Origin of the sequence: Pedobacter africanus (assembly GCF_040548825.1) — a bacterium.
In the GTDB taxonomy this organism is placed as follows: domain Bacteria; phylum Bacteroidota; class Bacteroidia; order Sphingobacteriales; family Sphingobacteriaceae; genus Pedobacter; species Pedobacter africanus_A.
The window spans coordinates 212,448-238,998 of record NZ_JBEPSL010000002.1 but is presented as its reverse complement, the minus strand read 5'-3'; the positions used below and the strand labels follow the sequence as shown (position 1 = coordinate 238,998).

The following is a 26,551-nucleotide window of genomic DNA, read 5'->3' as shown; positions in this document are numbered from 1 at the left end:
GGATTGGCCATAAGGAGGGCTTTTTATAGTTCAATCCGAAAATAATCTTCCATGCTTTTGCCATGCCGGTCTTTAAATTGCCGTAAAATATCCTTGCTACAGGAAAGGGTGTCTGTTATCCGGATGATCTCGCCAGGCATTTCTACTTTTTCGGCAAGACCGCTATTTTGAAGGTTAAGGTCGTTGTTTTCAGGGATGCCCTGCTGATAGTTTATCACCCCGTCGGGGCTGATTTCGAAGTAATAAGGGTTGCCATTTGACTGCCCCGTAAAATACCTCACAAAATGGTCGCGCCTGGCATATACTACGCCAATAAGGTGTGTGCCGAAATAGATATTTTTGAGCTGATGCAGTTCCTGTTCTATTTTTGGCCATTTTTTTACAAAAAAGTCAGCATAGGCCTGGTAGCTTTTCAGATCGTGTTGTTGCGGATCGATGTAAAGCATAGTGGTGCTGATCTGTTCATTATCAATACGATTTTTATAGGTAATGGTATCAGGCCCGATGAGGTGATAGGGAATGTTTTTAAAAATAGTATAACTGTATGGCCTGCCATATAAGTCAACAGTATGCGCATTGAGAGACACAGGGTTTAAATCACCTAGTTTGATGAAATAGTCTATTTGCCGGGAGGTAAAGGTTGTGTTTGTTTCTATGTCAATGGTAACTGCTTGTCCCTTGTATTGGCCCTTGTAAAGGGGCTCCTTTTGCTCACAGCCCACAACAATTAGCATCATATAGACGAAGTATTCAATTTTTATTTTGTTTTTCATAAATTATAGTAAGGTTAGTTTCAAATGCAGGGAAAGCCACCGCGGTAAACCAGTCTTTTTGAAAGCCGTCTAATTTTTGTGCGGCCATCTCCATGAATTTCATATGCCCTGCAGTTTGATCGTTGATGGAAATGAACGTTTCCTGGAAATGAATTTCGATAACAATGCAGTCTACCACATACTGGTCTATTTTATAGGCTTTGATTAAAGTGATCTCATCCCAGTGTATGTTTTTGTTGTTTAGCTGAGTGGTAAATGAGCTGTCCTGATAGGAAAAAATGCCATCCTGGTAGGCGAAAAGATTTTCCTGAGGAGTGTCTTTATACTTCGCAATCATTTCATCGACGTTAAAGGCGTCGGGGAACAGGAATTTTGGTCGTTTAAGGCAAATGACGGATAATGTAACAACCAGCAGGCTTAATAGCAATATCAGTTCTGAATTCATGGGATGCTTGTATTACCCGCTTGAAACCCCTTTATAACGTTATGTTGATTTTTTCTGGTTTCAAAAGCTACAAACTCTTCGCAGGCATTTTGTATGACCTCAGGCAAAATGCCAGTATCATTTTTGCGCCAGGCAATTTGTTTGACAGGCCAATCGCATGAGGTGTTATAAGCTTTATGTCCTTTCAGTTTTTCACTGGTAAGCTTAAAGTCGTCGCTCCAGTAGGCGTGGCCCAATCTGAAATTATTGTAGAAATCGTCCAGACTGTCAAATAGTGCGTGTGCATAACCCGATGTTTTTAAAATGTTTGCCCAGGCTGTTTCTTCAGAAATCAACCCTGCCATGAACGATGTGCGCGACAATTCAATTACCCGGTTGAGGTCGAAAGCCCAAAGCAGCTGTGGCGGTTTGTCTTCCTTCGGTTGCCAGCAAGCCTTTACATAGCTTTCAGGTAGCTGCGCCAGTTCTGCTATGCGATGCGTCATCATTTTAAGGCCTTCAGCTTCCATCAGTGTTTTATCGGAGGCAAAGAGCCTGCTGTGCATGCCGTTAAAAAGCTTTTCTACGGTTTCGCTGTACGATTTTTCTGACAACACGGCCCAACTCTGGTCGTTGCCTACAAGCCGCTCTTCCATAGTGGTGACCAGGAAGGTCTTAAAGTCTGAAGGTCTTGCCCCTCTTGCCTCGCAGGGCCAATATTCAAGCGTTTCTATCCACTCACCATAATGATAGCCATCGGGTGCATCCAGTTGCAGGGCTTCGCGTTTTTCTTGCGGCAACCAGCTGGCGTTATAAAGTTTGTAGTATTTCTTTTGCTCGTTTATCCTTCTGCGGGTTATTTTTTGGATCAAAAACATGCCCATCAGGCTTCCAAAAACCAGTGCAAGCGCAATGCCCAAATAGTACATCCAGGGTTCTATCTTATTGATTTCTTTAAGCCGGTTAAATACAGCATAGCTAATGACTGCAGGTATACAGGCCAGTACAAAAATTGCCCAGCCAGACGCAGCCGCATTACCATCTTGCGGATTGTATTTGGGGCGGGTATCTTTTTCGCCCGGATGGTTTTGGATAAATTCTTTCATGTCAGGATAGGAAATGGCTTAATTGCGCATATGGCTATTGTGGACAGGCCCTAATTATATCTTGATCATTACATAGGTCTGCTTGTCTTCGTAGGTCACATTATTTTGAGTCACGGTTTCACTTTGGGAGAGTTCCAATTGGGTGCCTGAGGCGAATTTGTACTTGAAAAAAATGGCATCTCCGTTCTCTCTTATCACCAGTTCATCTCCTTCTATGTCAAAAAGATAATTGTCTGTTATCTTGCCGTTTTCATTTAGTGTCAGCGTATTCCCTGTAAATTCGAATACCATAAGCCCATCAGGCTCTTCCTGGGTTTCCACTACCTGGCCATTTTTTAAGCTGGTGTTTTTGGTGTAGGTAACTTTCCATTTGCCCTGAAATTGCCGGGTATTGGCCTTGGTATTATTTAACTTGTCTTTTTTACAGCCGGCAACTGTGATAATAGATACCAATAGCAGCAAAATATATTTTTTCATAATTTTAGTTCTTGTTATAATACGTTTCTGTTACTTCTTTCATCTCTATGGTGTTGTTTTTATAATAATCCTCTTCGATGTGCGAGTGCTGTGTATCTGAATAAAATTTGAATTGAAAATAAAACCCCTGATTGCCCTCCCTGATACGCATTTCGTTACCGATTACGGCATAGGTATAGGTATTCCGCAAGGTTTGGTTGCGGTAATAAAGTATTTCTGAACCTTTATACTCTATGCTCCTTTCATTAGCCGGGTATGCTGTTGTTTTTTCAGAAACGAGCTTGTTTCCCTGTACTTCATATATTTTTTCTGTAAATTTTGTAGCCTCCCATTTCCCCTGCAATCTGGCGGTGGTAATTTGGCTGTTGTCGGTTTCTCTATCTTTTTTGCATCCACTGAACAAAAACAGGGCGCTTAAAAAAAGTAGGATTATGGAGTTTGTTTTCATATTGATGGATCTGGTTAAAAATTTAAACAGGAAGTGCCAGAAGCAAAAATGGCAGGGAAATAATACAAGACGATGTTGCAGCCATTTTGCCAATGACACTTCCAGGTAGTACTAAGAGCATCAGCGTTGATAACATTTAGAGCGACCCCGGTATTGCAGGTTCAGGGTAAGTATTGTATTTTAACTTTTAAAGTTGAATTTTCCTTCAAATACTTTTCCTATCAATGGAACAGGCTTTTCCACTTCATTAGAAGCGGCTATTGCGCCAAATAACAGCAGTACAAGCGGAACCAGCATTACCAGGTAAAAGATCATACCCAGCGAGGGTAAGATTGCCAGTATGATACTGCTCAGGATACTGAGCACAATAGAGGTAATGATTACGCCTAGCGCCTGCCCAAGATGATAATTAACAAGATTACTTTTTTCTGTAGTTTTTTTAAACTCAAGGTAAGAAATGATCCATCCGATGATGGTGATGTAGGCAACAATGGCCATTGTTTTGGTTTTCATAGGTAGATATTTATTTGAACCAAAATTACCGCATACCTGGTCATACGCCAAGAAAAGAGGGTCTACGTACCGACTACCACCTATAACAACAAGCGTCTACAATGCAACTACAGGAAATGTATAAATGATTTCAATTCAGTTGTTTAGCGTTATTTTAGGTTTTTTTGGAGAATTTCTTTTGCCTATTTTTGGTTATGCAGCTACCCCTGAAATCAATATTCATCACCGCAGTTTTTTGCATTGGGCTTTTAACAGATATTGCGGCGCAAAAAATATATACGGATTCCCTGAACAATTTGCTCAGGCAGCACAGCCTACCTCAAACAGAGCGGGTAAACATACTTTGTAAACTGGCCAGGGCTAATTTTGAGACAAACTTGCCGCTTTCTTTCAAGCTTGCCAACGAAGCGCTTGAAATAGGTGCAGGTATGAAGGATGGCAGGGGAAAGGCTATGGCTTTTGCTACGCTTGTACACCTGTACATATGGAAAAAAGATCTGAAACGCGCTTATGAAAGCAGAGATAGTGCCCGTTATTACGCTAAAAAAACCAAAGATCGGGCAACTTTAGGATTTGTATGGTACAGAGATGGCTGGCTTGACCTGATCAATGATGAGAATGATAAGGCAATAACCAAATTCCTGAAATCGATTGACTTGCTTAAAGGACAAAAAGCTTACGAATATGAAAGCACAGCTTACCATTACCTGGCCAGCTTTTACGGATATGGGAACGACCCCACCAAGCAGCAAAAATATGCTGCCCTCTGTATGCAAACCGCATTAAAGAGCCAGCAGGTAGACTTGCTGAACAATGCATACTTTACAGTTGGGCAAACCTATTTCGACCGTTTTAAACTGGATACCAATAAACGGGCGTTGCTGGACTCTGCACTGCTCATTTATAAAAAGGCATTGCGGCTTTCAGAACAGCAAAGTGGTCGTTTGCTCATTCGCAGCAATACCGCTGCTATTGCACTCAATACCGCCAACAGTTATTTTCAGTATTTTCCCAACGCGTACAGAGACAGTGCCGAAAAATATACCGATATCGCAATTGGAATAGCTACAAAAACCAATCTGCAGGAAGTCCTGGTAAACTGCTATGGCCTGAAAAGCGAATACGCTCTACGTGATGGAAATTATGATGAGGCAGAAAAGATGCTCTTAACAGGTTTGAATGCAGTGGCAGGGGGGGTAGTAAAAATGCCTTTAACCCAGGCAAGAATGTTTCTCGGTCTTTCTCATATCGCCGAAAAAAGAGGAGATCAGAAGGCGGCACTGAATTATTTAAAGCAAAATATAGCGTTTAACAAAGAAGCCTTCAATGAAGATAAAATTAACAGCATCTTGAAAGTAGAAGCCCAGTACCAGTCTGAAAAAAAAGAACAGGAAATTGCTTACCTGCAGCAGGAAGCCGCTTTCACTAAAAAAAGAAATATCTTCTATATCGTTCTGGCACTAACGGGCATAATAGCCTTACTTTTTCTGCTCAGGTCGTATAATTACAAACTGAAAGCATCGGTAAGAAAGCAGGAACTTGTAGACAAAGAAAAAAATGCGGCAGAACTAAGGGCACAACTGAAAGAAGCCGAAGCTGTACAGCTGCAAACAGAACAGGTTTTACTTAGAGAACGCCAGGAACGCTTACAAAAAGAAGTATTGGCCGGGAACCTGCAGGTTGAAGAAAAAAATGAATTGCTTGAACTACTTTCGGGAAAAGTAAACCCCGATAGTCACCTTACGCTTGACGAGCAGATTAAGCGCATCATAACCCAGCAAAAAAGAAGAGATAAGGATTTTGAGGAACACAAAACTGAGTTTTTTGAAACCAATCCGGCTTTTTTTGAGCGGCTTCAGCAGAAGGCGAGCCATACGCTTACCAGGCTTGATCTGAAATATTGTTCGTACATTTTAATGGGCCTGTCAAACAAAGAAATATCCACCCGCCTTGGCATCGAACCCAAAAGTATACGCATGGCCCGTTACCGCATTAAGCAAAAGTTTAACCTCGGTAAGGAAGAAAACCTTGACCACTTTATCCTGATTCAGGGTAAGGGTACTTAGGTAATATTTCTGAATTATTGGAACTTGGTGCCAATATTGCCTAACTTTACGCTAGGAACCCAAACTATGGCTGCTTACCGCGACCTTTCTGATATAGAATTGACGATTTTGTTAAAGGAGGGAAACCACTCTGCCTTTACAGAACTTTACAACCGGTTTAAAGGGCCATTGTATATTCATGCCTACAATAAGCTCAGAAATACAGAAGAGGCAAAAGATACTGTTCAGGAGTTGTTTACTAAATTATGGAACAATAAGGAAACGCTTACCTTAACAAGCGATTTGGTCTCTTATCTATATACTGCTGTCCGCAACCGGGTATTCAGGCAAATAGAGCGTAAGGGGCTGGAGTCCGGATATATTTCTTCCATACAGGATTCGATAGGCAACAGAAGCAATATGACCGATCATCGGGTAAGGGAGAATATGCTTTCGGCAATGATTGAAAAAGAAATAGCAGCTTTACCGCAAAAGATGCGTGAAATATTCCTCCTGAGCAGGAAAGCAAATCTTAGCCACAAGCAAATAGCCGATCAATTGGGCATTGCAGAACCTACTGTTAAAAAACAAGTAAATAATGCTTTAAAAATACTGAGGGTCAAATTGGGGATCATTGTTTATCTGCTGATGCTGATCAGATAAAATAATTTTAAAATTTTTCTACGCCCTGTGCTCATCTGACGTATCATACATAAAAGAGAAATTTTTTCCGGCTTTCTATGGATAGACAAGAAATATTTGAATTGGTACGAAAATATAACAGGGGACGGTGTACACCCGAAGAAGAGGCGTTGTTGGAAACCTGGTATGTGAATAAAACCGAGTTGTATCATACCGAACTTTCTGAGCCTGAAATAGAATCCGCATTACAGGAAGTCTATGCTTCCTTGCCAAATCCGGTTAAGAAAATGAGGCTATGGACGCGTATTGCAGTTGCCGCTGCCGCGGTAGCAGCAATTGTATTTGGTGTTTGGTTTTATACAAATGAGATTGCTTCGGCGCTAAAAACTCACCGCAATGATGTGGCCTATAAAAATGACATCGCCCCCGGGAAAAGTACTGCAATTTTAACGCTTGCCAACGGTAAAAGTTTTAGTTTGAGTGAAGCGAAGGCCGGGGTTATTGTTGGAGAGGATAAATTGACTTATAATGATAATACGCCAGTCGTAAATGAAAGACCTCTCCTTAACAGTCAAGATGATGGAAAGAACACTGAGATGAAGTTGAGCACGCCAAGAGGGGGGACCTATCAGATTACCTTGTCCGATGGGACAAAAGTATGGCTTAATTCGGCTACAAGTTTAACCTACACTATGGCCCGGAACAGCAAGGGCGAACGTAGGGTAAAGCTTGAAGGTGAAGCCTATTTTGAAGTGGCCAGGGATAAGAGGCATCCCTTTATCGTAAGCAGTAATAAACAGGAAGTTAAAGTATTGGGTACACATTTTAACATCAGTAGTTATACGGACGATCCAAATGCGAAAACGACACTGCTGGAAGGCTCGGTGGATGTAAATGGGCAAATTCTTGAACCTAACCAGTTGGCCGTTAACCATAACGGGAAGATCAATGTATGGCCAGCTGATATCGAATCGGCTATGGCCTGGAAGAGGGACGAATTCAGTTTCAATGATGAAGAACTGGGTAGTATCATGAAAAAAATTGCCAGATGGTACGATGTGGAAGTTTATTATGAAGATCCGCAAATGGCCAGCGCAAAATTCTGGGGTACGATCTCCCGTTTTAAAAATATATCAGATGTATTGAGGATGCTGGAAAAAACCAATAAAGTCCAGTTCAAACTTGAAGGAAGGAGGATTATGGTAACCAAATAGCTACTTGCCATAATGCCATTACATAAGAAAGGCCAGTAGTGCTCGATACACTACCGGCCGGATAGATTGGCATTAATTAATAAATCTTGTAAACGTATCAACTTAACCAACCTAAACAAATGTATAAATTTAATACCAGGAAACCCGGTACTGATTTACCCTGTTTCCAGAAAATCCTGCGTGTTATGCGACTCACCACCGTTATATTGATTGCAGCTATTGTGCAGGTAAGCGCAAGCAGTTTTGGGCAAAGAATAACTTTTAATGAAAAGAATGCCCCATTGCGTGAACTGTTTAAAGCTATAAAAAGACAAACAGGCTATAATGTGGTGCTGTTCGGAAAAACGCTGGATTCGGCGGCGCCTATAACGGCAAACTTTAAAAACGCGCCGCTTGAGGATGTTTTAAGTGCAAGCTTGTCCCCTCAGAACTTAACCTATTCTATAGAAAAGAAAACCATTGTGGTAAGGGAAAAAGAGCCTTCCTTTCTGGATAGGGTTGTTTCTGCTTTTGCTACCATTGATATTCGGGGTATTGTGCTGGACGAGCGCGGACAACCGTTGCTGGGTGCAACCGTAAAAGTGAAAAACACCAGTAAAGTGGTAAGTACCAACGCCGGTGGAGAATTTCTATTGAATGGCATTAGCGAAAACGCAGTACTGCAGATTTCTTTTTTGGGTTACAAAACGCAGGAATATACTGTTGGGCAATCCAGAAATGTGACCATCAAAATGGAAGTCGGGACTTCCGACCTGGAGGAGGTGGCCGTGGTAAGCACAGGCTACCAGAGTTTGCCTAAAGAACGCGCTACTGGTGCTTTTAGCCAGGTTGACCGCGCAGCATTAGATCGTCGCCCGGTTTCTAATCTGTCTTCTGCCCTGCAAGGAATGGTAGCCGGTATGCAGGGCAAAGAAAACGAGGATGGCAGCATGAATTTCCTGATCCGTGGCAATGCTTCTTTATACGCCGACTCAAAACCTTTAATTGTGGTAGACGGTTTTCCCATTTCTTCAAGCGATTTTTCAGATATCAATCCGAATGATGTGGAATCCGTAACGGTTTTAAAAGATGCTGCTGCTGCATCTATTTGGGGGGCGCGTTCTGCAAATGGGGTTATTGTGGTGACCACCAAAAGGCTGAAAGCAAACAGTAAATTAAGGGTGGATGTAAATGCATTTACAAGGATATCCAACAGGGTTGACCTTGATCAGGTGCTTACCCAGGCCAATTCTGCAGACCATATTGCCTACGAGCGCAAGGCTTTTGACAACAAATGGGAGTTTTTCCCTTACGCGGGTTCTTTCTATTATGATGTATTGAATTCCCTTACACTGGCCCAGGAGTTATTGTATGCCAACAGGTATGGGAAAATGGATGCTGCTACCATGAATGCGGGACTGGATAGGTTAAGCACCATCAGCAACAGGCAACAGGTTCAGGACCTTTTAATGCAAAGGGCTGTTTTAAGCCAGTATAACCTGAATTTGCAAACAGGTACAGACCGTTCCAAAACCTACGCTTCTGTGATGTATGAAAAAGACAAGGGTTCCTATAAAAAGAACGACTACGATAGGTTTAACCTGAATTTCAACAATGATTTTAAACTGACTAATTTTCTGAGTTTCAACTTCGGGGCCAATCTTCAGTATAAAAAACAGCAAACCAGTGGTGCCACTATAGCGGAAATTGAGGGTTTGTCTCCTTATGAAGTACTTTTGAATCCGGATGGCAGTTATGGTACCAACTTAAAAGGATACAACCGGGAATTGCTGGGTACAATCCCGGCAGGTATCTTCCCGTATTCCGATTGGTCTTATAATCTTTTACAGGAAGTAAAGGGCCGAAACCTGAGTAGCGAGAATCTGAACGCAAGGGTTCAGGCGGGGCTTAACCTTAAGCTCATTAAAGGTTTGACTTTTGATGCCAAGTTCCAGTACGAACGGTCAAAGCTGGAATACAAGGATTATTATGATGAAAGTACCTTTTACGTGAGGAGCCTTGTGAACAGCATGACCGAGTACGATAATGATACCAAAGCCATCGGTAAATCCTATATTCCAAAAGGCGGTATTCTGAAACCAAGGAGCTTCAGCACCTATGATCCATCTGCAGATGTCAGTACATCTGATCTGGAAAGTTACCTGGTCAGGAACCAGCTTAATTTTGAGAAAAACCTGGGAGAAAAGCACAACATTTCCGCTATTGCCGGTATGGAATTGTCTAAATATACGACTACAACAAAGGCCAACCCATATGTTTATGGTTATTATCCGGACAAGCTGCAGTCTACTTTACCGCCATATGGTTATGGCAGTTCCCTTGATCAGCTTTCGGACTTTCTGGGAGGGGCACGTTCAACTACAGTTCCGGGTGGAGATTCAAGATTTGGATGGGGACGAGACAAGTACGTTTCTTTTTACAGCAATGCCTCTTATACCTACGACAACAAATATACCCTTAGCGGAAGCGTGAGAAGTGACGCCTCAAATTTCATAACAGATGACCCAAAATTGCGCTGGTCGCCATTATGGTCGGTAGGCGCAAAATGGAACCTGAAAAATGAAAGTTTCATAGACAATATTGCTGCTGTTGACCGCCTGGAGTTAAGGCTTACTTATGGTAAAAACGGAAACGTAGAAAAATCAACCTCTACTAAAGCCCTGTTAAGAGTAGGTGCCAGTCCAAACATAAATACAGGAACCATTACGGCAAGCATTTCCAGCAAAGGTAATCCTACACTGCGCTGGGAACGCACAACCACGACCAATCTGGGTATTGATTTTGCCTTGTTCAACAGCAGAATTTTCGGATCCATAGATTTATACAATAAGGTAGGGGAAGGTATCATAGGCAATATAGCCTTGCCATCTTATACAGGAACCACCACCCAAAGATTTAACAATGCCGGGATTAACAACAAAGGTATTGAGCTGACTTTGGGCGCAAACGTGAATATACCGAATACCCCGGTCCGTTATACCACATCCCTGACTTATGCCTACAACCGCAACAGGGTTACGAGTTTGTATAACCCTGGCTTGTATGTAGTGGATTACCTGGATCCTACACAATTTGTAGAGGGACGTCCGGTAAATGCTGTTTACTCGCTTACCTATAAGGGAATGGAAAATGGAATACCCCAGGTAGCTGGTCCAAACGGTGCTTCCTATTCTTTCAATGACGTGCAGTTGGTATACTATACACTGGGCTCTTTCCTGAACGAAAACAACTATGAGGGAACAGCTGTACCTCCGCATACTTTAGGCTGGGTAAATAACATTGAAGTTGCTGATTTTACACTGACGGCTATATTTAATGGGACATTTGGGGGCGTTTACCGCAATCCTACATTTAATTATTCATCAGGCTTGGTGGGTTCGGATAAAACATCTGTAAATAAATTTGTTCGCGATGTACTTACCGGCAGCCCGGATATTCCTGGCTTTGCAAGACAAAATGAGACCCAGCTTTATTTATGGGACCGTTATGTGCCTTATCTGAGCGGCCTGGTAGAAAGTTCATCCTATATAGAGTGCAAGGAACTTACACTGGGCTATACACTGGCCAGCAGATTAGCTAAAGCGATACAGGTAAGTAGTATTAAAGTTTTTGCACAAACCAGGAATCCGGGACTGATCTGGAAAGCCAACAGCAAGGGCTACAATCCTGATTGGCTTCCAGGTACAAACCGCCCTTTGCAAACCTATACATTTGGTGTAAACCTTCAATTTTAATGTTATGAAATTACTACAATCTTCATTTATACTTATGGCTGTGATCTCGCTGGCAGGATGTAAAAAATACCTTTCCGAGGAGCCTACAAAGCAAACCAGCATTCAAACTGTAGATCAGCTCGAAGCACTGGTAAACAATGCAGGAATATTTTCCGATGAAAATAATGCTACTGCGGCATATTCTACAGATGATTGTGAGATTACCAAAGAACTGTTTTCGAAAAACCCGGATGCGTTTGGCAACGACCTGCTTCAATACTATGTTTTTGGGGTAGAGGGAGTGGCCAATCAGTCTTCGGATCAGCTTTGGTCTGGTGAGTATGAAAAAATATTTGCCGCCAACCTTATCCTGGAGAACATTGACAAGGTAAAAGGCAGCGATGCCATCCGGAACCGGGTGAAAGCAGACGCCCATTTCATCCGGGCTTATTCCAACTGGGTACTGGTAAATAATTATTGTGCGCCTTATAGCCCGGCCAATCTGGGCAGCATGGGCCTGCCCCTGAAAAAGACGGTGGATTATGAAGAGTCCGGAAAGCGTGCAACATTGGGAGAGACCTATGATTTTATTCTGTCCGATATTGCTGAGGCCCAGAAAACAGCACCCGACGATGTAGCCTCACGACTGACCTGGCGGGCTAGCCAGAAAGCCATTTCTGCTTTTCTGAGCCGTTTTTATTTGTTTATTGGCGATTATGACAAGAGTCTGGCTGAAGCAGATAAAGCGCTTGCTTCGGCAAGTCGAAAACTGGTTGATTACAATACTCTGGCCGCAGGAAATCCGGAAACCTATCCTGTTGGCAATTCAATTGTTACGTTAAATTACCTGGAGACTAACGACTGGAATTCTTATAACGGTTCCAAATACCTGTACTGGGACGAATCTTATTATACAAGATATGTTTATAACCCCAACCAATGGTACGTGCCGAGTGCTGCCTTGCTTGCTTTGTACGACAAACAAAGTGACCTCCGGTATAAAGGTTTCATGATTCCGAATGGCGGTTTAAGAATGTCGGTAAGCGATCCTGCTACTTTCAGGTATACCGTTTTTTATGATGGGGCCAACCTTCCGGAAGGGCTTACGGTAGCGGAAGTATTGCTGAATAAAGCAGAGGTACTGGCACGTAAAGGTGACCTGACGGCAATGGATGCGGTGAACAGGATCAGGATGAAGCGTATGGTTACCGGTCAGTATACACCCTTAACGGCTGCAGGCAGAGACGATGCTATCAGGAAGGTGCTGGAAGAGCGTAGAAGAGAGCTGCCGTTTGTGATGCGCTGGTACGATATCCGCAGGTTCAGTGTAAACGATTATCCGGGAGATGACATTGCGGTAACCCGCGACTTCTTTAATGTAGGTACGGCCAGTGTAGATGTGAACTCGCCCAAAACGTACACACTCAATGCGAAAAGGTACCTGGTCCCGATTACAAATTTAGACATCAGGGCCAGCAAAGGACAGCTTGTCCAGAACCCTTACTAAATAAGACAACCTAAAAAATATAATTATGATTTTCTATAACATAAAACTTCGGGCGTTTGCAGCTGCGTTTACGATGCTGCTCAGCACCGGCCTTTTACAAAGCTATGCCCAGCACAAGGAAGCTGCGCAATTGGCCAGCCCCGCGAAACTGGCAAAATTAAAAGCAGCAGTTGAAGCTGCACCCAATAAATTAAGTGCCCACGACGCTTACCTGAAGGCTGCGGGGGCAGATAACCCTAAAGTGATTGCCCAATATGCGGCCTGGATGAAGAAATATCCAAAGTTGGCTACGGTGCCTTATGCAATTGCAAAAGCCTACCTGGATGAGGAAAGTCCTAAAGCCAAGCCTTACCTGTTAAAGGCTGTAGCTATTGACCCTAAATTTACAGAGGCCTGGGGCGGATTATGGATTGACGGGGAACGCTGGGGCGATTTTACGGTATCGCGTGGTTACCTGGCCAAAGCAGCAGCTTCAGATCCTTCAAATGCCCAGTATGCTTTTTATTATGCCTCTTCTTTTGATGGGATAGATGAAACAAAATGGAAAGAAATGAGCCTGGATGTAGCCAAACGTTTTCCCAATGACGAACGTGGTGCCCAGTCCTTGTACTGGCTGGCAGAACGTTCAAAGCGCAGCGCTGATAAGATGAAGTATTTTGAATTGCTGCACAACAGCTTTGCGCCGGGTAAGTTCAACTGGTCAGCGGGAGGTATGTTCTCCTACTTTAACATTCTGCTTTCAGAAAATCCGGAAAAAGCATTGGAACTGGCCCGGGAAATGGTAAAAACTGAAAAAGAAGAGAAAAAGGAATGGCCCGGTATGGTATTGCAGGCGCAGGCGGTGGCCAAAGCAAAAGTGCTTATGGACGAGAAAAAGGGCGCTGAGGCTTTCGCTGAACTGAAACAATTAAAAATGCCCAGGTACTCATCGTTTAAAACAGACCTGGAGTTGTTGAAAGCACAGGCAAATGATATCGCGGGCAATACAGCCGCTGCTTACGACAGCCTGATTGTGGTTTTTGCAAAAAGCCCATCTGCTGCATTAAGAACCGCAATAGGAAACTATGGCAATAAATTGGGAAAGAATACAACACAAACAGATGCTGATATCTGGGGGCGGTTAAATGCCAACGCACAAATTGCGACCCCATTTAATGGCTTAAAACGTTATCTGAGCCCGGGGACAGCCTCCCTTTCTGATTACAAAGGTAAAGTGGTGCTGCTAACCTACTGGTTTCCTGGCTGTGGACCATGCCGCGGAGAGTTTCCGCACTTTGAAAATGTGGTACGCAAATTTAAAGGCCAGAACCTGGAATACCTGGGCATCAACATTGTGTCTCAGCAGAACGACTATGTAGTGCCCTTTGTGAAGAGCAGCGGTTATAGTTTTACACCGCTGGAAGAGGTAGAAGGACGTGCAAAAGGAAATCTGGATAACCGCGATGCAGCGCCGATGAATTTCCTGATCGACAAGGAAGGTCGCCTGATCTTCTCGAATTTCAGGACGGATGGCAATAATGAAGAGGATCTGGAATTGATGATCAATTTATTACTCAACCCTAAACAAGCATAAACCATTACCGATGAAAAGAATAATATTTCAGATTGCACCGTTGCTTATGGCAGTATGCTGTTTTGTGCCTGTAATGGCTCAAAAAACTACTGGTTTAAACAAAGTCAGCGTTTTATATGTTGGTGGCTCCGCCAATTGGGAAAATGATGTTTTCAAAACCCCTGAAGATAAGGCAAAGGATGTGCTTCGACGTACAGCTTCATTTGAAGCCATGCTCAAACAATATTTCAGCAATGTAAAAGTAGTAGATGCCAAGGATTATAAACAGGAGATGTCCAATGCTTATGATGTAACGGTTATAGATGGCACCCCTAAACCAATAGCAGAGAAACAACTCATCAAAGATGCAAAGGGCAATGTCACCAAATACATTCCTCCTGCATACCTTACAGAAAGTTTTAACCGGCCTGTTGTTTTTATAGGCGAAACCGGGGAAAAGCTGGGCCGTACCATAGGCGTAAAAATGGATTGGTACTGCCTGTGCCTGGATGCTTATGCGCATAGTTTCCGCAAAGAGCATCCCATCTTTAAAGGGCCATTTCCGGTAAAAATGACCATTGAACAGAAGCCTACACCTGAAGATGCCTTTCATTATGCCTATTATTCTGATAAGCCTCTGCCCAAATTGCTGCCGATGTGGCGTGTGCAGACTAAAGGCTATGTAACCGATGAAGGTTTTAGAATAGGTATGGTTTCCAGACCATGGGGCTTTGAAGACTCTCCGGATGCGGAATCCATTTCAAGCGGAGTATGTGCCAAGACACTGGATGCTGTAGCTCTTGGCAGACATGGGAACTTCTTTCATTGGGGATTCGCGGCATCACCGGAATACATGTCGCCGGAGGCACAAAGTGTATTGGCAAATGCCATTGTCTACATCTCCGGGTTTAAGGACAAAGGCATTATTGCCCGCAAATATCAGGACAGGCGTGCCACCAAGGAATATCTGAAAGAGGTAAAATACCTGGCAACAAAAGAAGCATACGATAGTTTCGCAGAAATGGATGTTACGTTTAATCAGCAAATGCTGGCAGAAAAGAAGAAAGCAGAAGAAAAAAAGGCCAGGAATGAGAAGCTGAGCGAACGTGAAGAACAGAGCCTGAGTTACGAGACACAGCCAAAGCAGTCTTTCGAGGATTTTTTAAAAAGATATCAGAAAGACCTGTTTGATAAATTTGGCACCAATACCGCTGCTTACCTCAAATATTACGACGAAAACAAGGATTACTTTTATGCAGAGGATGCAATGTATGTGATGACGGTAGACGAAGATGTAAAAAGCCTGGGTATTCCCAATACAGATAAACGTTTACTGGAAAAATGCATCGCTATGCTGGAAAAAGGGCAGGATACAGAAAAGGCCAAACGTATTCTGGACCGCTATACCTTACTGGATTATAAAACAGCAGGAGAATGGAGAAACTGGTATGAAAAAAACAAAAGCAGGATTTTCTTTACTGAAACCGGAGGTTACTATTTTATGGTAAATAGTTACGATAAGAATACCGAGGGTAACAATTATAAAAAGAAACAGACCGAGGTATCTTATCAGCATATCAAACCGGCAGCAACAGACGACACCAATGCAGTAAGTGTGGCTGCGGGTATAGTAGAAAAGGGTGCAAATAAAGAAGTTGTGGTTAAAGTCAGGATTCATCCTGGCTACCACATCTATGCTTTTGTAGCAGATGTTGATCCATACATCCAAACTTCGTTAAAAATAAATCTTCCCGAAGGCTATACCAAGGTAGGCGATTTGAAAAAGCCTTCATTTAAGTACTTCAGCAATAGCGGCACCACTATCTATGAAGATGAGATCATGTTCAGGCAGGAGATCAGTGGCAGTGGAAAAGGAGAGCTGAGCTGTGCCATTTCTTACCAATGCTGCGATGCGCACATTTGCTTTCCTCCTGTTGATAAGGAATACAAAATGCAGTTATAGCGTGCAAATGAATTTACTTCTTTAGCGCCAAAAAAAATATACTATTTTACGTTGGTTCTTCCTTTTTTAGTCCTGTTTATCCACATGATCACTCCTGTAATTGGAAAGCTAAGGGTTACCAGGGCCAGAATGAAATTTATAATTTTAGTTGGCATGCCAAACAATTCACCGGTATGTATTGGTTTTATGTAAGATCGTATGCGCTGGCCTAGGTTTTTATCTGTAAATTTGAGCTGTCCGATTACAGCACCCGAATATTGGTCCACAAAATAGGTTTCCGATTTATTGTCCATACTGCCTTTTGGAAGCACATTTACAGCATAGATCCCCACTGAATCTTTTGGCGTACGTATATTATAGAATTCAACTGCCTTAAGGTCTATCATTTGTATTGCCTGGCCCATTGAAATTGCCTTTCTGCCCGGCTGATAAACAGAGGAAGGGGGTTCAGGACTTTCCATGCTGCTACCTGTGAGTGTGAAGATACCTTTATTAACCCAGTTAAATGCCATAACCAATCCAGTAAATATGATGACCAATAAAAATAACGAAGTGTAAAAACCCGTAACAATATGAAGATCATGATTAAGCCTTTTAAAACTACCATCAGTTTTAAACTTCAACCGCTGTATCAGTATTTTTTTGTTCTTGGGCCACCACAATACGATTCCTGTAAGGGTAATGATCAGGAAGGATAAAGTAGATAAACCAATTATAGTTTTACCAATACTGTTTTGCCCTCCCAGCAGAAATCTGTGGAGCATTTCCACTTTAAAGAAGAAAGATTCGCGCTTGTTGTATACGTCCAGCACCTGCCCGGTATATGGATTGATGTAAACGAAAAGGCCAGGCTTCCCTCCGCCTTTGGCTTTTTTTTCGTTTCCTTTTACGGCTTCTTTATCCCGTTGAGGGCCCATTCCCTTTTTTTCAGAAAGTACCATTGCAAATTCAACTGATCTTCGAGGGTCCGTGAATACCTTTACAGCGGAAAGTTTAGCTTTAGGTATGTTATCTTGCTTTAACTTTTTTAATAGGGTTTCAAGAGGCAATCTTTCATCCCCTGGTATTACTTCGTATCTTTTTGAATTGACCATATGGTCCAGTTCATCTTCGAAAACCATGATAGCCCCGGTTGCACAAGATAACATAATAACCAGGCCGGCAGCAAGGGCCAGATACAGATGGACATTTCGCAGAAAGATTTTCATACAGAATTAAAACTTGTAAGTTAAAGTTGTACTGAACTGCCTTGGTGCAATGGGGTTCACGCTGTAGTTTTCGTGAATAAAGTAATTTAATTCGTTGCTAATGTTCGATACTTTGCCCAGTATGCTGAATTTTTTATAAGTATAACCGGCAGATAAATCAAAGGTAGTAAAACCCTTTACAGGAATAATACCGCTTGACGATCCGGCTTTATTTGTGTTTCTTCCGCCATTACGGTCGCCGGTATAGAACGCCGATGCACCCAGTTTCAGTCCTTTTACAACGCCGTTCTGCACGGTATAAAATAAACTGGCATTAGCTGTGTTTTTGGTTGTTCCCACCAGGCGTTCACCTTCTACAATTCCGCTAACAGTTGTTGTTGCATTGGGGTTGGCAGGAGTAGGTGTAGGTATCACAGTAAGCGGCAGGGTCTCTGTATAGCGCATATAATTGTAACTATATCCGGCAATAAAGTTTAAGCCTTCTACAATTGTAGCCGTGATGTCTACCTCCACACCATCGCTTTGTGTTTTTCCTGTGAATTCTTTCAGGTTAGCATCGGCATTGCTGGAACCATCGGCTTTAAACAAAGCCTGCTGAGCAAACCTGTCGTTCCTGATTTGGTAAGCGGTTACATTAACAGATAACTTACCATCCATAAAATCATTCTTTATGCCGGCTTCATACTGATCGATGATAGAAGGGCCCATAGGCGCGTTTGTTGCGATATCTATGCCACTATTGGATGTGAAATTATTAGCATAGCTGGCATAAATTGAAGTGGATTTAAGGGGCTGATAAATTAAACCAAACTTTGGTGAGAAGGCCTTGTCAATTTTTAAGGCTGTAGTCCCTTTTGTTTCCTCTTGTGTAGCTAAGGTATTGATGGTGGTTACCGGGGTTTTCTGGAAGGTCCATCTGATCCCTGCCAAAACCTTAAATTTGTCTGTAAGACTGATCAAATCCTGTGCAAAACCACCAAACCTATATACAATGGCTTCCGTATTGGTAAGCAATGTAGTTTCTGGCTTTATAAAATTTGAAGATTTATTAAAGCTTGCGGGATCAAGCAGGTTTACCTGATCGTAATATTTTGTACTGCCTCCTAATAAGTTCGGATTGGTAAAACCACCTGTGATGATTTTCGACTGGTCGCCATCTCCACCAATTAAAAGCTGATGGCTGATGCCAAATGTTTTAAGATTTCCGGTTAAGTTAACCTGTTCATTGTAAGTTAGTTCTCTTGTTCTTGAACGCGTAAGTGCGCGGTTCCAGCTGCCATCGGTTGTAAACGGACGCTCGGATGAGAAATAATCGCGGATATAAGATTGAACTCCTGCAGTTACATTCAGTTTCCAGTTGTCGCTAAACTTCCGGTTTAAAACAGCTTGTAAAGTTCCGGTATTGGTTTTATTATAGGCCCAGGCAGTATTTACAAATGCATTCCGGCCAAGCGGCGAAACGGCATTGCCAACGGTACCGATTCCAAAATCTGGCGTAAAATTACTTTTAAGGTAATCGGCCTGTATCAGGATGTCCGTTTTTTCGCTGATTTTATACAATAGTGATGGATTAACATAAATTCTGTTGGATTGTACATGGTCCCTATAGCTGCCTGCTTTTTCATACGAACCAATCATTCGGTATGCTATGTTTTCAGAGAGGGGGCCATATACGTCAAATATCGGTTTATACATGTCATAGCTGCCTACACGCATAGATACCTCACCACCAGATTCGAATTTAGGTTTTTTTGTGACCATATTTACCACTGCCCCTCCTGTAACCCCACCATACAGCAATGCAGCACTACCTTTAAGCACTTCTACAGATTCGAGCGTACTGGCCTCAGGTATGCCACCTATAGAGGTTCTTGCCCCATTTTTAAATACATTATTGGCCCCAAGACTGTAGCCACGGGCATAAAAATTTTCACCTACGGAACCGCGGTTGGCGCCCATGGCAACACCGTTTACGTTTTTCATTACATCGCCTAAGCGATTAGCCTGTTGATCTGCTATGATCTGTGTGCCTATCACCTGTACTGCCTGGGGCAGATCGCGGGGGGCAATGGCCGTTTTACCAAGGCTAGCAGGCTTCTGATTCGGACTTTTGTAACCACTGATGGCCACTTCATCCAGTTGTGCTGAACTTTCAGACAGTATAAATTCTACGCTGGCGGTTTCGTTTTCAGTTACTGTTACTTTTTGCGATTGCACTTGTAAGCCTACAAATGAGGTTTTCAAAGTATAGGTGCCGTTTCTTAAATTGTTGAAGGAGAAAGTACCATCTTCGTCAGACAATGCTTTTCTGTTATTCTCCACAATAATAATGCTTACATAGGCTGCAGGCTTGCCATCATTGGACCTTACTTTTCCTTTAATACTTCCCCTTGCAGGAGCTGATGCCAGCTGCGCAGTAACAGATTGATTAAAAATGAGGGTAATACATAAAATTGTTGCAGCGTATAAATACTTCATCGGCTTTATTTAGATTAATTCCAGCGGCCGCAAATGTAATACGAGATATTTATATCGCAAAATTTATTTAGAATAAGTTTAAATAGTTTGCATCGGGAATTCCAGGTTTACTACAACTTATAGCTATGAAGTTTTGCGCCGGATGTGCGGATAAATCTGCGTCACCAGTTCTGGCTAATGGGAAGGCTTGGCCAAAAGCTGCAGAATTTTTCTGCCCGGTGGCTGAGGTTAGAAGGTACCATTAAACGAAAGGCTAAAACTACCTTGCTGATAAGAAGGCACAAGGCTGTAATGCTGCTCCCCCTTGCCCAAAACCAACCTTTTTAATTTTGGATAAAAGATATAAGCCAGTTTGGCAGACAGCATTCCAAATCCTGCTCCGGCGACTACGTCACTTAGCCAGTGCTTATTGTTATACATCCTTAATACCCCCGTTGCTGTAGCTACTGTATAGCCGGCATATCCGTACCAGGGTGATACATCTTTGTATTCCTGGTTTAAAAATTCAGCAGCTGCAAATGCATTTGCGGTATGCCCGGAAGGAAATGAGTTAAACCCGGAGTTATTAGGCCGCAGTCTGTGGGTCCAGCTTTTTAGGCCAGATACAGTACCTCCCATAATTGCTGTGGACAATAAATAGATGCCTGTTGCATCGGCCAAGTTGTTTTTGCCTTTTATACCGGCAAGGTGCAGGCCATATACAGCAAGTGCCGGGGCGAACTGTGCATAGTCATCCACATGTGCGGCAAATAAAGGATGGTCTTCCTGAAGTTCATCCCTTGTGGTTAAATCGAGGTCGCGTATGGCATTTTTACCTGCAAGCGATACCAGCCCATACCCAATAAATATTGTCGGAATTACAAATGCTGCAATTTTAGGTTTATAATTTGGGGTATCCTGGCTTTGTGCATTAGTAATAACAGGTGTACCGATATACAGAAATAACCAGGCTAAAAAAACTAGTCTTAATCTCATAGGATAAAATTTTCGTCTAATCTATCCTTCAATTATGAAGATAATCTGAATATTTCAACATTACGCATTTTGATAAGGAAAATAATACAGGATTAAGGTAAAATCAAGGTTCAATTTTCGGCCTCTTGCATACTTTGCTCGTACCTTGTGCATACCTTGTTCATAAAACGGGTACTTTTTACGAATAAAGTACGAACGAGGTGTTGAGCAGGTAATAACCAGGTGACTGGTTAACGCTTGGCTTTTCTTAATTAGTTGTCAGTTAATTATTCAGTTAGTTGATTGCCTTCTATTAATTTTTTAAGTAATTCGAGTGTGATGTTCCAGTAAAATGCCAGGTGCTGATAAATTGTTTCTGTAGGAAAGTTATTTAAAGTTAAGGTTAGCGTGGTTTTGCCGTCAAGAGCAGCTAGCAAAAAAGTGATAACCGTATAATTTTCGATGTGATCATGCAGCTTGGATAAAGAACTTAAATGGCTATACTGAAGTAAGCGTTCAGGCTCAAATTGCAAGACGGTCCCTTTATTTTCAAAACAATCTTTATACGACTCGGCGGCTACCAGCATGGTAATGGGACTACCTATTTTCCAGCTCGTTTTGATGTCAAGTGCTGAATCTGAGAGCCATTGCCTCATCAGGCCGGGCCTGGTAAGTACTTCCCAAAGCTTCGAGCGGCTGGCGTCGATGTGAATGGTCTTGGTAAATGTTTTTTCGTCTGATATTTGCATGCCACAGGATATGAAAATTTACCTGCTTTCATTTTTAAGGCTAAAAAAAAGCCATAAAAGCACAAGTGTGTCGTAACTTCTTTTAAATCTTGTCCTAAATTACACAATTGTACCATATTAAATATTTTTTCATTTGCCTGAACCCTGATCTGCTTTTGTATCGTATGTAAATATATAGACTCAAAATATAAATCAACATGAAGCAGGCAGTAACCCAAAAGCTGAGTGCGGGCAATGATTTCGATCTGTTTAGAACCATAATGGCACAGATTGAGGACGGCGGTTGTTTAACAGAACTGTTGAACTGGATGTTATACGATAAGTGCGAAGACCTGATGGAAGATGCAGAAATTTATGCTGCTCTACACCCCAAAGATGCCGGATCCTTTCTGTTGGAGCGAAGACTGGCCATTTATACCTTGCTGATAAATAAAACCAAAAGAAAACTTTACCCTAAACAGGAAGAGCAGATTTTGAGCATAGAAGAAAAGCTACTGCAGTTATGTGGGTTTTATACCAAACTGTACAATTCCTTGTAACACAAAAATTTAACATTAACATCATATCTCCACAATGTCGGATCTCATTATCTTTATCCTTACAGATTATGAAGGATGTTTTGGTATGAAGATGAAGTCAGACGACTTGAAAAAGAACGATTAGTCACCGGGCGAAACCCTGATGTTATTTTTTATGGCAGCTCCTCTATCAGGATGTGGAATAGCTTGAGCCACGATTTTAAGCATACCGAGGTGGTAAATCTGGGCTTTGGTGGCTCCACGCTGGCGGCATGTGTATGGTTTTTTGAAAGGGTGATGCTGCATTACAGCCCCCGCGCACTTGTGGTATACGCAGGTGACAATGACCTGGGAGATGGCCGGCACCCCGAAGAGATCTTCATCTTTTTTCAGCAGCTGATGCTCAAAGTTGCCAACCGTTTTGGTGAACTGCCCTGCTATTTTGTGTCACTGAAACCAAGCTTAAGCCGCTGGCATAAGGCCGATCAGTTACGTTATACCAATAACCTGATAGAAAGTGAGATCATTAAACTGAGCAACAACTGGAAATTTATTGATGTCTTTAAAAAGATGCTCGATAAATCCGGTCAGCCAGAAAGGTCTTATTTCATGGACGACCGCCTGCACCTGAGTGAAAAGGGCTATCAGTTGTGGGGAGATATTATTAATCAATTTTTAATGCACAGATAATATAGAAGATAGATATTTCTCTGCATAAGCGACGTACCTTAAATGAACAGAGAATATCACAAATGGTTTAGTAAAAGCTTACTACGCGAGATGGAGCTTTTGATATTTGGTTGGGGCGGGAGGGCCGTTCTGTTTTTTCCGACCCGTATGGCGCGTTTTTATGATTATGAGAACTGGGGCATTGTAGATGCCATGCGAAGCCAGATCGACGCTGGGCAGGTACAGTTGTTTTGTGTTGACAGCATTGATGGGGAAAGTTTTTATAACGAACAGCTACATCCCTATAACCGTTTGGAAAGGCACCTGCAATATGAAAGCTATCTTTTGAATGAAGTAGTACCGCTGATAAAAGCAAAAAACAATGGCGACTGGCTGGAAACTGCCGGATGCAGTATGGGGGCGTACCATGCCGTAAATCTGGCCATGAAATACCCCTGGCTGTTTAAAAAAACTGTGGGAATGAGCGGAAGGTACGATCTTACCTCCAGCCCGGGTGATTTTAAAGACCTGCTGGATGGTTACCGGAATGAAACCGTTTATTTAAATATGCCCGGACAATACATTTCTAATTTAACGGATCGTGATGTATTGGGTGCCCTGCGTAACCTAGAGGTGATCCTTGCCGTTGGTGAAACGGATCCGTTCTTACCGGGTAATAAGGAATTTAGTGCGTTATTAGGTAACAAAGGCATTCCTAACCAATTCCATCAATGGGAAAGCAATGCCCACCGACCGCATTACTGGCGGCGGATGGTTCCCCTTTATATATAAAAGGAGCAATAAATCAATTGATTTGATTAAATTGTAGCCTGTTATGACCCGGTTTAGTAAGTATATAGTTGTTTTTGTATGGATCTTAATGTCCTGTCCTCAGCAAACATGGGCACAGGCCCTGACAGATCGTGGTGCCATAATAAGGGGCAATACCTCCGCCAAAAAGCTTTCCCTTGTTTTTACTGGTGATGAATTTGGAGATGGGATCGGATTTATTGCAAAGACTTTAAAGAGGGAGCGGGTTCAGGGATCCTTTTTTCTGACAGGAAATTTTTACCGGGACGAAAGCTTTAAGCAGGGTGTACGACAACTGATACGGGATGGAAATTATCTGGGCAGCCACTCCGACAAACATTTGTTGTATTGCGATTGGGTTAAAAGAGATAGTCTGCTGGTCACAAAACAACAATTTGAGCAAGATCTGGAGGCAGCTTATGCTGAATTACAGCAGTTTGATATTGATAAAAAACAAGCGGTTTATTTTTTGCCCCCTTATGAATGGTATAACGAGCAGATTGCTTCCTGGACAAAAGAATTGGGCCTGCAGCTGGTTAATTTTACACCAGGCACCCGGTCGGCGGCCGACTATACCTATCCTGAAATGGGGCTCAGGTATGTGAATAGCGAGCAGATTATGCAATCTATTCTCGACTATGAACAAAAAGACAGGAGTGGATTAAACGGATTTATTCTGCTGGTACATATCGGAACCGACCCCAGAAGAAAGGATAAGTTTTACACGAGATTGCCGGAATTGATCACAACCTTAAAAAACAAAGGATACTCGTTTGTTAAAATTGACGACTTGTTAAAGACAGGCTTTTAGGGTTGGCAGGCATATTTACATTCTGCATTTATTTTTTTAAATTGCAGCCCTAGACAGAAATACCGTCATGAAGAAATATTTATTAATTGTATTGTTGCTAACCGGAATCAATGTGTGGTCAAAGGCCCAGCAAAATAAAATGCCCACAGCCCAGGAAATGACCTCGAAAAATGTGGACGAACTGGAAAAAAGATTGAAACTGAGCGGAACACAGAAAAGTGTAATCTATACCTACGTATTTGACATGTCTAAGCAGCAGCTGGAACTGATCAAAAGGCAACAGGCCGGTACTTCAAAGGAAGATGATGTGACCAAGTTCTACAAACTTCAGAACGATACAAACGATAATATTCGCAAAATTTTAAAAGGAGATCAGCTGCCGGAGTTTGAAAAAGTTCTAGAAGAGCGTTTAAGTGGGATAGATCCTAAGAAAAAAAAGAAAAAAGGCAAGCGTGGCGGTGAAGAAGAAGTAGTTTCAGATATTTCTGGCTTAAAAAGTAAGCCTTAACGGTTGATTTTTTAAGTTTTTATAAGAAGAATGAAAATTTGGAATAGAAATTCCTGGTGTTTTTTGAAAAACGTCGGGAATTTTTGCTTTTGGATGCTCATTTTTTCCTGCTTTTTTGAGATTTTTTGTTGTTATTTGTAGTTATAATCCTTTATTGTATGGTCAATAAAAAAGTACTGAAGGTTGGATTGGATTCTGCAGCGCCATTTCCGATGCATTCAGATTATAATTCTGAAAATTTTGAAGGATTTGAGGTTGATCTGCTTCGGGCCATTACCAGTCATCTGGATTTAGAAGTTGAATACGAAGTCTCTTTATGGTCGACCATTCTCGAAAAGCTATTTAAAGGAGAGCTTGACATTATCTGTTCTGCTGTAACCGTCACCGCTTCACGGCAGCATATTCTTGAATTCAGCAATCCCTATTTGTATTTCAGGTTATGTGCAGTGGTTGGTCAAAGCGATTCATTGAATGGCCTGCATCATTTTAAGAATAAGACCATTGGGGTAAGAGAGGCCACTGAAGCTGAAAAATATGTGCGTGAGCAGTTCCCGGCAAATAATATCGTATATGCAGTAACCAATAAGGAACTGTATAGAAAGCTGCAGGCAGGTAAAATAGATTTACTGGTCGACGATTCGCCCATAGCCGGCGGTTTCCTTCAAAAAAATAAAAAACTGAAAATAGGTATGTTCCTCCCTAAAACAGATTCGTCTTATGCAATAGCCATGAAAAAGGGCGATACCCAACTTAAAGCCCGGTTTAATGAGGTGTTAAGGTTACTTAAAGAGAACGGAACCTATCAGAATATCTACAAAAAGTGGTTTAGTGAAATCCAGTTTTAATCTTCAACTGCAATGATGCTGATGTCTTTTTCCAGTTTAATGGTGTGCAGGACTTTAGTTTTTTCGCTGTATACCACTACTTTATTCTCGTCCAGGTATTGCACCAGCCGGTAAGGCTCAGAGATCTGTATGTATCTCCATTGCGTATAGAACTGATCCTGCAATAATTTTTCTTCGGGCAGAAAAGTGATCAGGACCTCAATGTCGGTCACTTTACTGATAAAAAATCGGCTGCTGGTTTGAAGGACCTTTTGTGCACTTACCTCGCTATTGAACTCGGCTATTGCAATTTCCCGCAGTTCCTGTGAAGCCTTGCTGGGGTTGCGGTTAATTACCTCAACAATCAGGTTGTTTACCTCATCTTTCGTTTTCAGGAATTTACCGTTCCCTGTCTTTAATATTTTGAAACAGATTTTTAAAGGGTTCATTTTGGGTGTATATATCATTACTGCAAAGGAATCACAAGTTTAAGAAATTAATCGGGGTAAACGGCTTTCTACAGGCATTTATGTTTTTGCCATACTGAGTAGTTTTATTAGTTTTCGGATAGGGATTTTCTGTTATATATTGGTTGCGGCCATCTGACTTCTACCGGATACAAGGGTTGAAAAAACAATTGCAAAT

The 26,551-nt window shown here is 42.1% G+C and carries 24 protein-coding genes; 13 read left to right on the top strand and 11 right to left on the bottom strand.

Translation table 11 applies throughout. From position 1 onward, the window contains the following. Window positions 1-23: 23 nt before the first annotated feature. The 6 genes from ABIE26_RS11215 to ABIE26_RS11190 all read right to left on the bottom strand — a co-directional run bounded on the left by ABIE26_RS11215 (window position 24) and on the right by ABIE26_RS11190 (window position 3,741). Window positions 24-773, bottom strand: a complete 750-nt coding sequence (locus ABIE26_RS11215) for a hypothetical protein (protein ID WP_310143008.1) — start codon at window positions 771-773, stop codon at window positions 24-26. Further along, entirely contained in the window at window positions 751-1,218 is a 468-nt protein-coding gene (locus ABIE26_RS11210; protein WP_310143011.1) for a hypothetical protein, read from the bottom strand. The genes ABIE26_RS11215 and ABIE26_RS11210 overlap by 23 nt, the downstream gene beginning before the upstream one ends. Then, entirely contained in the window at window positions 1,215-2,303 is a 1,089-nt protein-coding gene (locus tag ABIE26_RS11205) for a DUF1266 domain-containing protein (protein WP_310143013.1), read from the bottom strand. Before ABIE26_RS11205 ends, ABIE26_RS11210 begins: the two co-directional genes overlap by 4 nt. A 54-nt stretch (window positions 2,304-2,357) precedes the next feature. Beyond that, window positions 2,358-2,780, bottom strand: coding sequence for a hypothetical protein (locus ABIE26_RS11200; protein ID WP_310143016.1), 423 nt, complete (start codon window positions 2,778-2,780; stop codon window positions 2,358-2,360). Between the two features lie 4 nt (window positions 2,781-2,784). Next, on the bottom strand, window positions 2,785-3,228 hold the full coding sequence (locus tag ABIE26_RS11195) for a hypothetical protein (RefSeq protein WP_310143018.1): 444 nt from the start codon (window positions 3,226-3,228) through the stop codon (window positions 2,785-2,787). Window positions 3,229-3,408: 180 nt separating this feature from the next. After that, window positions 3,409-3,741 (bottom strand): DUF4870 domain-containing protein, encoded by a 333-nt coding sequence (locus tag ABIE26_RS11190; protein ID WP_310143020.1) that lies wholly within the window; start codon window positions 3,739-3,741, stop codon window positions 3,409-3,411. Window positions 3,742-3,935: 194 nt separating this feature from the next. On the opposite strand from ABIE26_RS11190, the gene ABIE26_RS11185 reads away from it, so the two are divergent. The 7 genes from ABIE26_RS11185 to ABIE26_RS11155 all read left to right on the top strand — a co-directional run bounded on the left by ABIE26_RS11185 (window position 3,936) and on the right by ABIE26_RS11155 (window position 16,377). After that, a complete protein-coding gene (locus ABIE26_RS11185) occupies window positions 3,936-5,807 on the top strand; it encodes a helix-turn-helix transcriptional regulator (RefSeq protein WP_310143022.1) in 1,872 nt (623 codons plus the stop codon). 66 nt (window positions 5,808-5,873) lie between these two features. After that, window positions 5,874-6,449, top strand: coding sequence for an RNA polymerase sigma factor (locus ABIE26_RS11180; RefSeq protein ID WP_310143025.1), 576 nt, complete (start codon window positions 5,874-5,876; stop codon window positions 6,447-6,449). Between the two features lie 77 nt (window positions 6,450-6,526). Then, entirely contained in the window at window positions 6,527-7,642 is a 1,116-nt protein-coding gene (locus ABIE26_RS11175) for a FecR family protein (protein WP_310143026.1), read from the top strand. 119 nt (window positions 7,643-7,761) lie between these two features. Next, complete coding sequence (locus tag ABIE26_RS11170; protein WP_354375633.1) at window positions 7,762-11,376, top strand: SusC/RagA family TonB-linked outer membrane protein; 3,615 nt, start codon at window positions 7,762-7,764, stop codon at window positions 11,374-11,376. Window positions 11,377-11,380: 4 nt separating this feature from the next. Then, window positions 11,381-12,862, top strand: a complete 1,482-nt coding sequence (locus ABIE26_RS11165; RefSeq protein WP_310143031.1) for a RagB/SusD family nutrient uptake outer membrane protein — start codon at window positions 11,381-11,383, stop codon at window positions 12,860-12,862. 25 nt (window positions 12,863-12,887) lie between these two features. Then, window positions 12,888-14,435 (top strand): TlpA disulfide reductase family protein, encoded by a 1,548-nt coding sequence (locus ABIE26_RS11160; protein WP_310143034.1) that lies wholly within the window; start codon window positions 12,888-12,890, stop codon window positions 14,433-14,435. A 10-nt stretch (window positions 14,436-14,445) separates the two neighbouring features. Continuing rightward, the gene (locus tag ABIE26_RS11155) at window positions 14,446-16,377 is read left to right on the top strand and encodes a protein-disulfide reductase DsbD domain-containing protein (RefSeq protein ID WP_310143037.1); all 1,932 of its coding nucleotides are present in this window, start codon (window positions 14,446-14,448) and stop codon (window positions 16,375-16,377) included. A gap of 41 nt (window positions 16,378-16,418) precedes the next feature. On the opposite strand, the gene ABIE26_RS11150 is transcribed toward ABIE26_RS11155, so the two are convergent. From ABIE26_RS11150 to ABIE26_RS11135, 4 genes are all read right to left on the bottom strand, one after another. Then, window positions 16,419-17,585 (bottom strand): PepSY-associated TM helix domain-containing protein, encoded by a 1,167-nt coding sequence (locus tag ABIE26_RS11150; RefSeq protein WP_310143039.1) that lies wholly within the window; start codon window positions 17,583-17,585, stop codon window positions 16,419-16,421. A 6-nt stretch (window positions 17,586-17,591) separates the two neighbouring features. Beyond that, the gene (locus tag ABIE26_RS11145) at window positions 17,592-20,063 is read right to left on the bottom strand and encodes a TonB-dependent receptor (RefSeq protein WP_310143041.1); all 2,472 of its coding nucleotides are present in this window, start codon (window positions 20,061-20,063) and stop codon (window positions 17,592-17,594) included. 228 nt (window positions 20,064-20,291) lie between these two features. Then, a complete protein-coding gene (locus ABIE26_RS11140) occupies window positions 20,292-21,038 on the bottom strand; it encodes a phosphatase PAP2 family protein (protein WP_310143044.1) in 747 nt (248 codons plus the stop codon). A gap of 266 nt (window positions 21,039-21,304) precedes the next feature. Then, the gene (locus tag ABIE26_RS11135; protein WP_310143046.1) at window positions 21,305-21,766 is read right to left on the bottom strand and encodes an SRPBCC family protein; all 462 of its coding nucleotides are present in this window, start codon (window positions 21,764-21,766) and stop codon (window positions 21,305-21,307) included. Between the two features lie 197 nt (window positions 21,767-21,963). On the opposite strand from ABIE26_RS11135, the gene ABIE26_RS11130 reads away from it, so the two are divergent. The 6 genes from ABIE26_RS11130 (at window position 21,964) to ABIE26_RS11105 (ending at window position 25,927) form a co-directional block, all read left to right on the top strand. Then, window positions 21,964-22,305: a hypothetical protein gene (locus ABIE26_RS11130; RefSeq protein ID WP_310143049.1), complete on the top strand. Its 342-nt coding sequence runs from the start codon at window positions 21,964-21,966 to the stop codon at window positions 22,303-22,305. 75 nt (window positions 22,306-22,380) lie between these two features. Beyond that, the gene (locus ABIE26_RS11125; RefSeq protein ID WP_310143052.1) at window positions 22,381-22,974 is read left to right on the top strand and encodes a GDSL-type esterase/lipase family protein; all 594 of its coding nucleotides are present in this window, start codon (window positions 22,381-22,383) and stop codon (window positions 22,972-22,974) included. A gap of 42 nt (window positions 22,975-23,016) precedes the next feature. Then, window positions 23,017-23,745 carry an esterase family protein gene (locus ABIE26_RS11120; protein ID WP_310143054.1) on the top strand — a complete coding sequence of 243 codons (729 nt, stop codon included), beginning with the start codon at window positions 23,017-23,019 and terminating at the stop codon, window positions 23,743-23,745. 43 nt (window positions 23,746-23,788) lie between these two features. Continuing rightward, complete coding sequence (locus tag ABIE26_RS11115; protein ID WP_310143057.1) at window positions 23,789-24,574, top strand: polysaccharide deacetylase family protein; 786 nt, start codon at window positions 23,789-23,791, stop codon at window positions 24,572-24,574. Between the two features lie 67 nt (window positions 24,575-24,641). Further along, complete coding sequence (locus tag ABIE26_RS11110; protein WP_310143059.1) at window positions 24,642-25,082, top strand: hypothetical protein; 441 nt, start codon at window positions 24,642-24,644, stop codon at window positions 25,080-25,082. Window positions 25,083-25,240: 158 nt separating this feature from the next. After that, window positions 25,241-25,927 (top strand): substrate-binding periplasmic protein, encoded by a 687-nt coding sequence (locus ABIE26_RS11105; RefSeq protein WP_310143061.1) that lies wholly within the window; start codon window positions 25,241-25,243, stop codon window positions 25,925-25,927. Here ABIE26_RS11105 and ABIE26_RS11100 read toward each other — a convergent pair. Then, window positions 25,924-26,355 (bottom strand): hypothetical protein, encoded by a 432-nt coding sequence (locus ABIE26_RS11100; protein ID WP_310143064.1) that lies wholly within the window; start codon window positions 26,353-26,355, stop codon window positions 25,924-25,926. The two genes, ABIE26_RS11105 and ABIE26_RS11100, sit on opposite strands and share 4 nt — an antisense overlap. Between the last annotated feature and the right edge of the window lie 196 nt (window positions 26,356-26,551).

Coding starts and splice junctions, on each gene's coding strand:
- ABIE26_RS11180 (WP_310143025.1), top strand. CDS start 5,874: ATGGCTGCTTACCGCGACCTTTCTGATATAGAATTGACGATTTTGTTA.
- ABIE26_RS11130 (WP_310143049.1), top strand. CDS start 21,964: ATGAAGCAGGCAGTAACCCAAAAGCTGAGTGCGGGCAATGATTTCGAT.
- ABIE26_RS11155 (WP_310143037.1), top strand. CDS start 14,446: ATGAAAAGAATAATATTTCAGATTGCACCGTTGCTTATGGCAGTATGC.
- ABIE26_RS11160 (WP_310143034.1), top strand. CDS start 12,888: ATGATTTTCTATAACATAAAACTTCGGGCGTTTGCAGCTGCGTTTACG.
- ABIE26_RS11190 (WP_310143020.1), bottom strand. CDS start 3,741: ATGAAAACCAAAACAATGGCCATTGTTGCCTACATCACCATCATCGGA.
- ABIE26_RS11170 (WP_354375633.1), top strand. CDS start 7,762: ATGTATAAATTTAATACCAGGAAACCCGGTACTGATTTACCCTGTTTC.
- ABIE26_RS11105 (WP_310143061.1), top strand. CDS start 25,241: ATGGTCAATAAAAAAGTACTGAAGGTTGGATTGGATTCTGCAGCGCCA.
- ABIE26_RS11165 (WP_310143031.1), top strand. CDS start 11,381: ATGAAATTACTACAATCTTCATTTATACTTATGGCTGTGATCTCGCTG.
- ABIE26_RS11115 (WP_310143057.1), top strand. CDS start 23,789: ATGACCCGGTTTAGTAAGTATATAGTTGTTTTTGTATGGATCTTAATG.
- ABIE26_RS11100 (WP_310143064.1), bottom strand. CDS start 26,355: ATGAACCCTTTAAAAATCTGTTTCAAAATATTAAAGACAGGGAACGGT.
- ABIE26_RS11140 (WP_310143044.1), bottom strand. CDS start 21,038: ATGAGATTAAGACTAGTTTTTTTAGCCTGGTTATTTCTGTATATCGGT.
- ABIE26_RS11175 (WP_310143026.1), top strand. CDS start 6,527: ATGGATAGACAAGAAATATTTGAATTGGTACGAAAATATAACAGGGGA.
- ABIE26_RS11125 (WP_310143052.1), top strand. CDS start 22,381: ATGTTTTGGTATGAAGATGAAGTCAGACGACTTGAAAAAGAACGATTA.
- ABIE26_RS11215 (WP_310143008.1), bottom strand. CDS start 773: ATGAAAAACAAAATAAAAATTGAATACTTCGTCTATATGATGCTAATT.
- ABIE26_RS11185 (WP_310143022.1), top strand. CDS start 3,936: ATGCAGCTACCCCTGAAATCAATATTCATCACCGCAGTTTTTTGCATT.
- ABIE26_RS11205 (WP_310143013.1), bottom strand. CDS start 2,303: ATGAAAGAATTTATCCAAAACCATCCGGGCGAAAAAGATACCCGCCCC.
- ABIE26_RS11210 (WP_310143011.1), bottom strand. CDS start 1,218: ATGAATTCAGAACTGATATTGCTATTAAGCCTGCTGGTTGTTACATTA.
- ABIE26_RS11195 (WP_310143018.1), bottom strand. CDS start 3,228: ATGAAAACAAACTCCATAATCCTACTTTTTTTAAGCGCCCTGTTTTTG.
- ABIE26_RS11145 (WP_310143041.1), bottom strand. CDS start 20,063: ATGAAGTATTTATACGCTGCAACAATTTTATGTATTACCCTCATTTTT.
- ABIE26_RS11200 (WP_310143016.1), bottom strand. CDS start 2,780: ATGAAAAAATATATTTTGCTGCTATTGGTATCTATTATCACAGTTGCC.
- ABIE26_RS11110 (WP_310143059.1), top strand. CDS start 24,642: ATGAAGAAATATTTATTAATTGTATTGTTGCTAACCGGAATCAATGTG.
- ABIE26_RS11135 (WP_310143046.1), bottom strand. CDS start 21,766: ATGCAAATATCAGACGAAAAAACATTTACCAAGACCATTCACATCGAC.
- ABIE26_RS11120 (WP_310143054.1), top strand. CDS start 23,017: ATGAACAGAGAATATCACAAATGGTTTAGTAAAAGCTTACTACGCGAG.
- ABIE26_RS11150 (WP_310143039.1), bottom strand. CDS start 17,585: ATGAAAATCTTTCTGCGAAATGTCCATCTGTATCTGGCCCTTGCTGCC.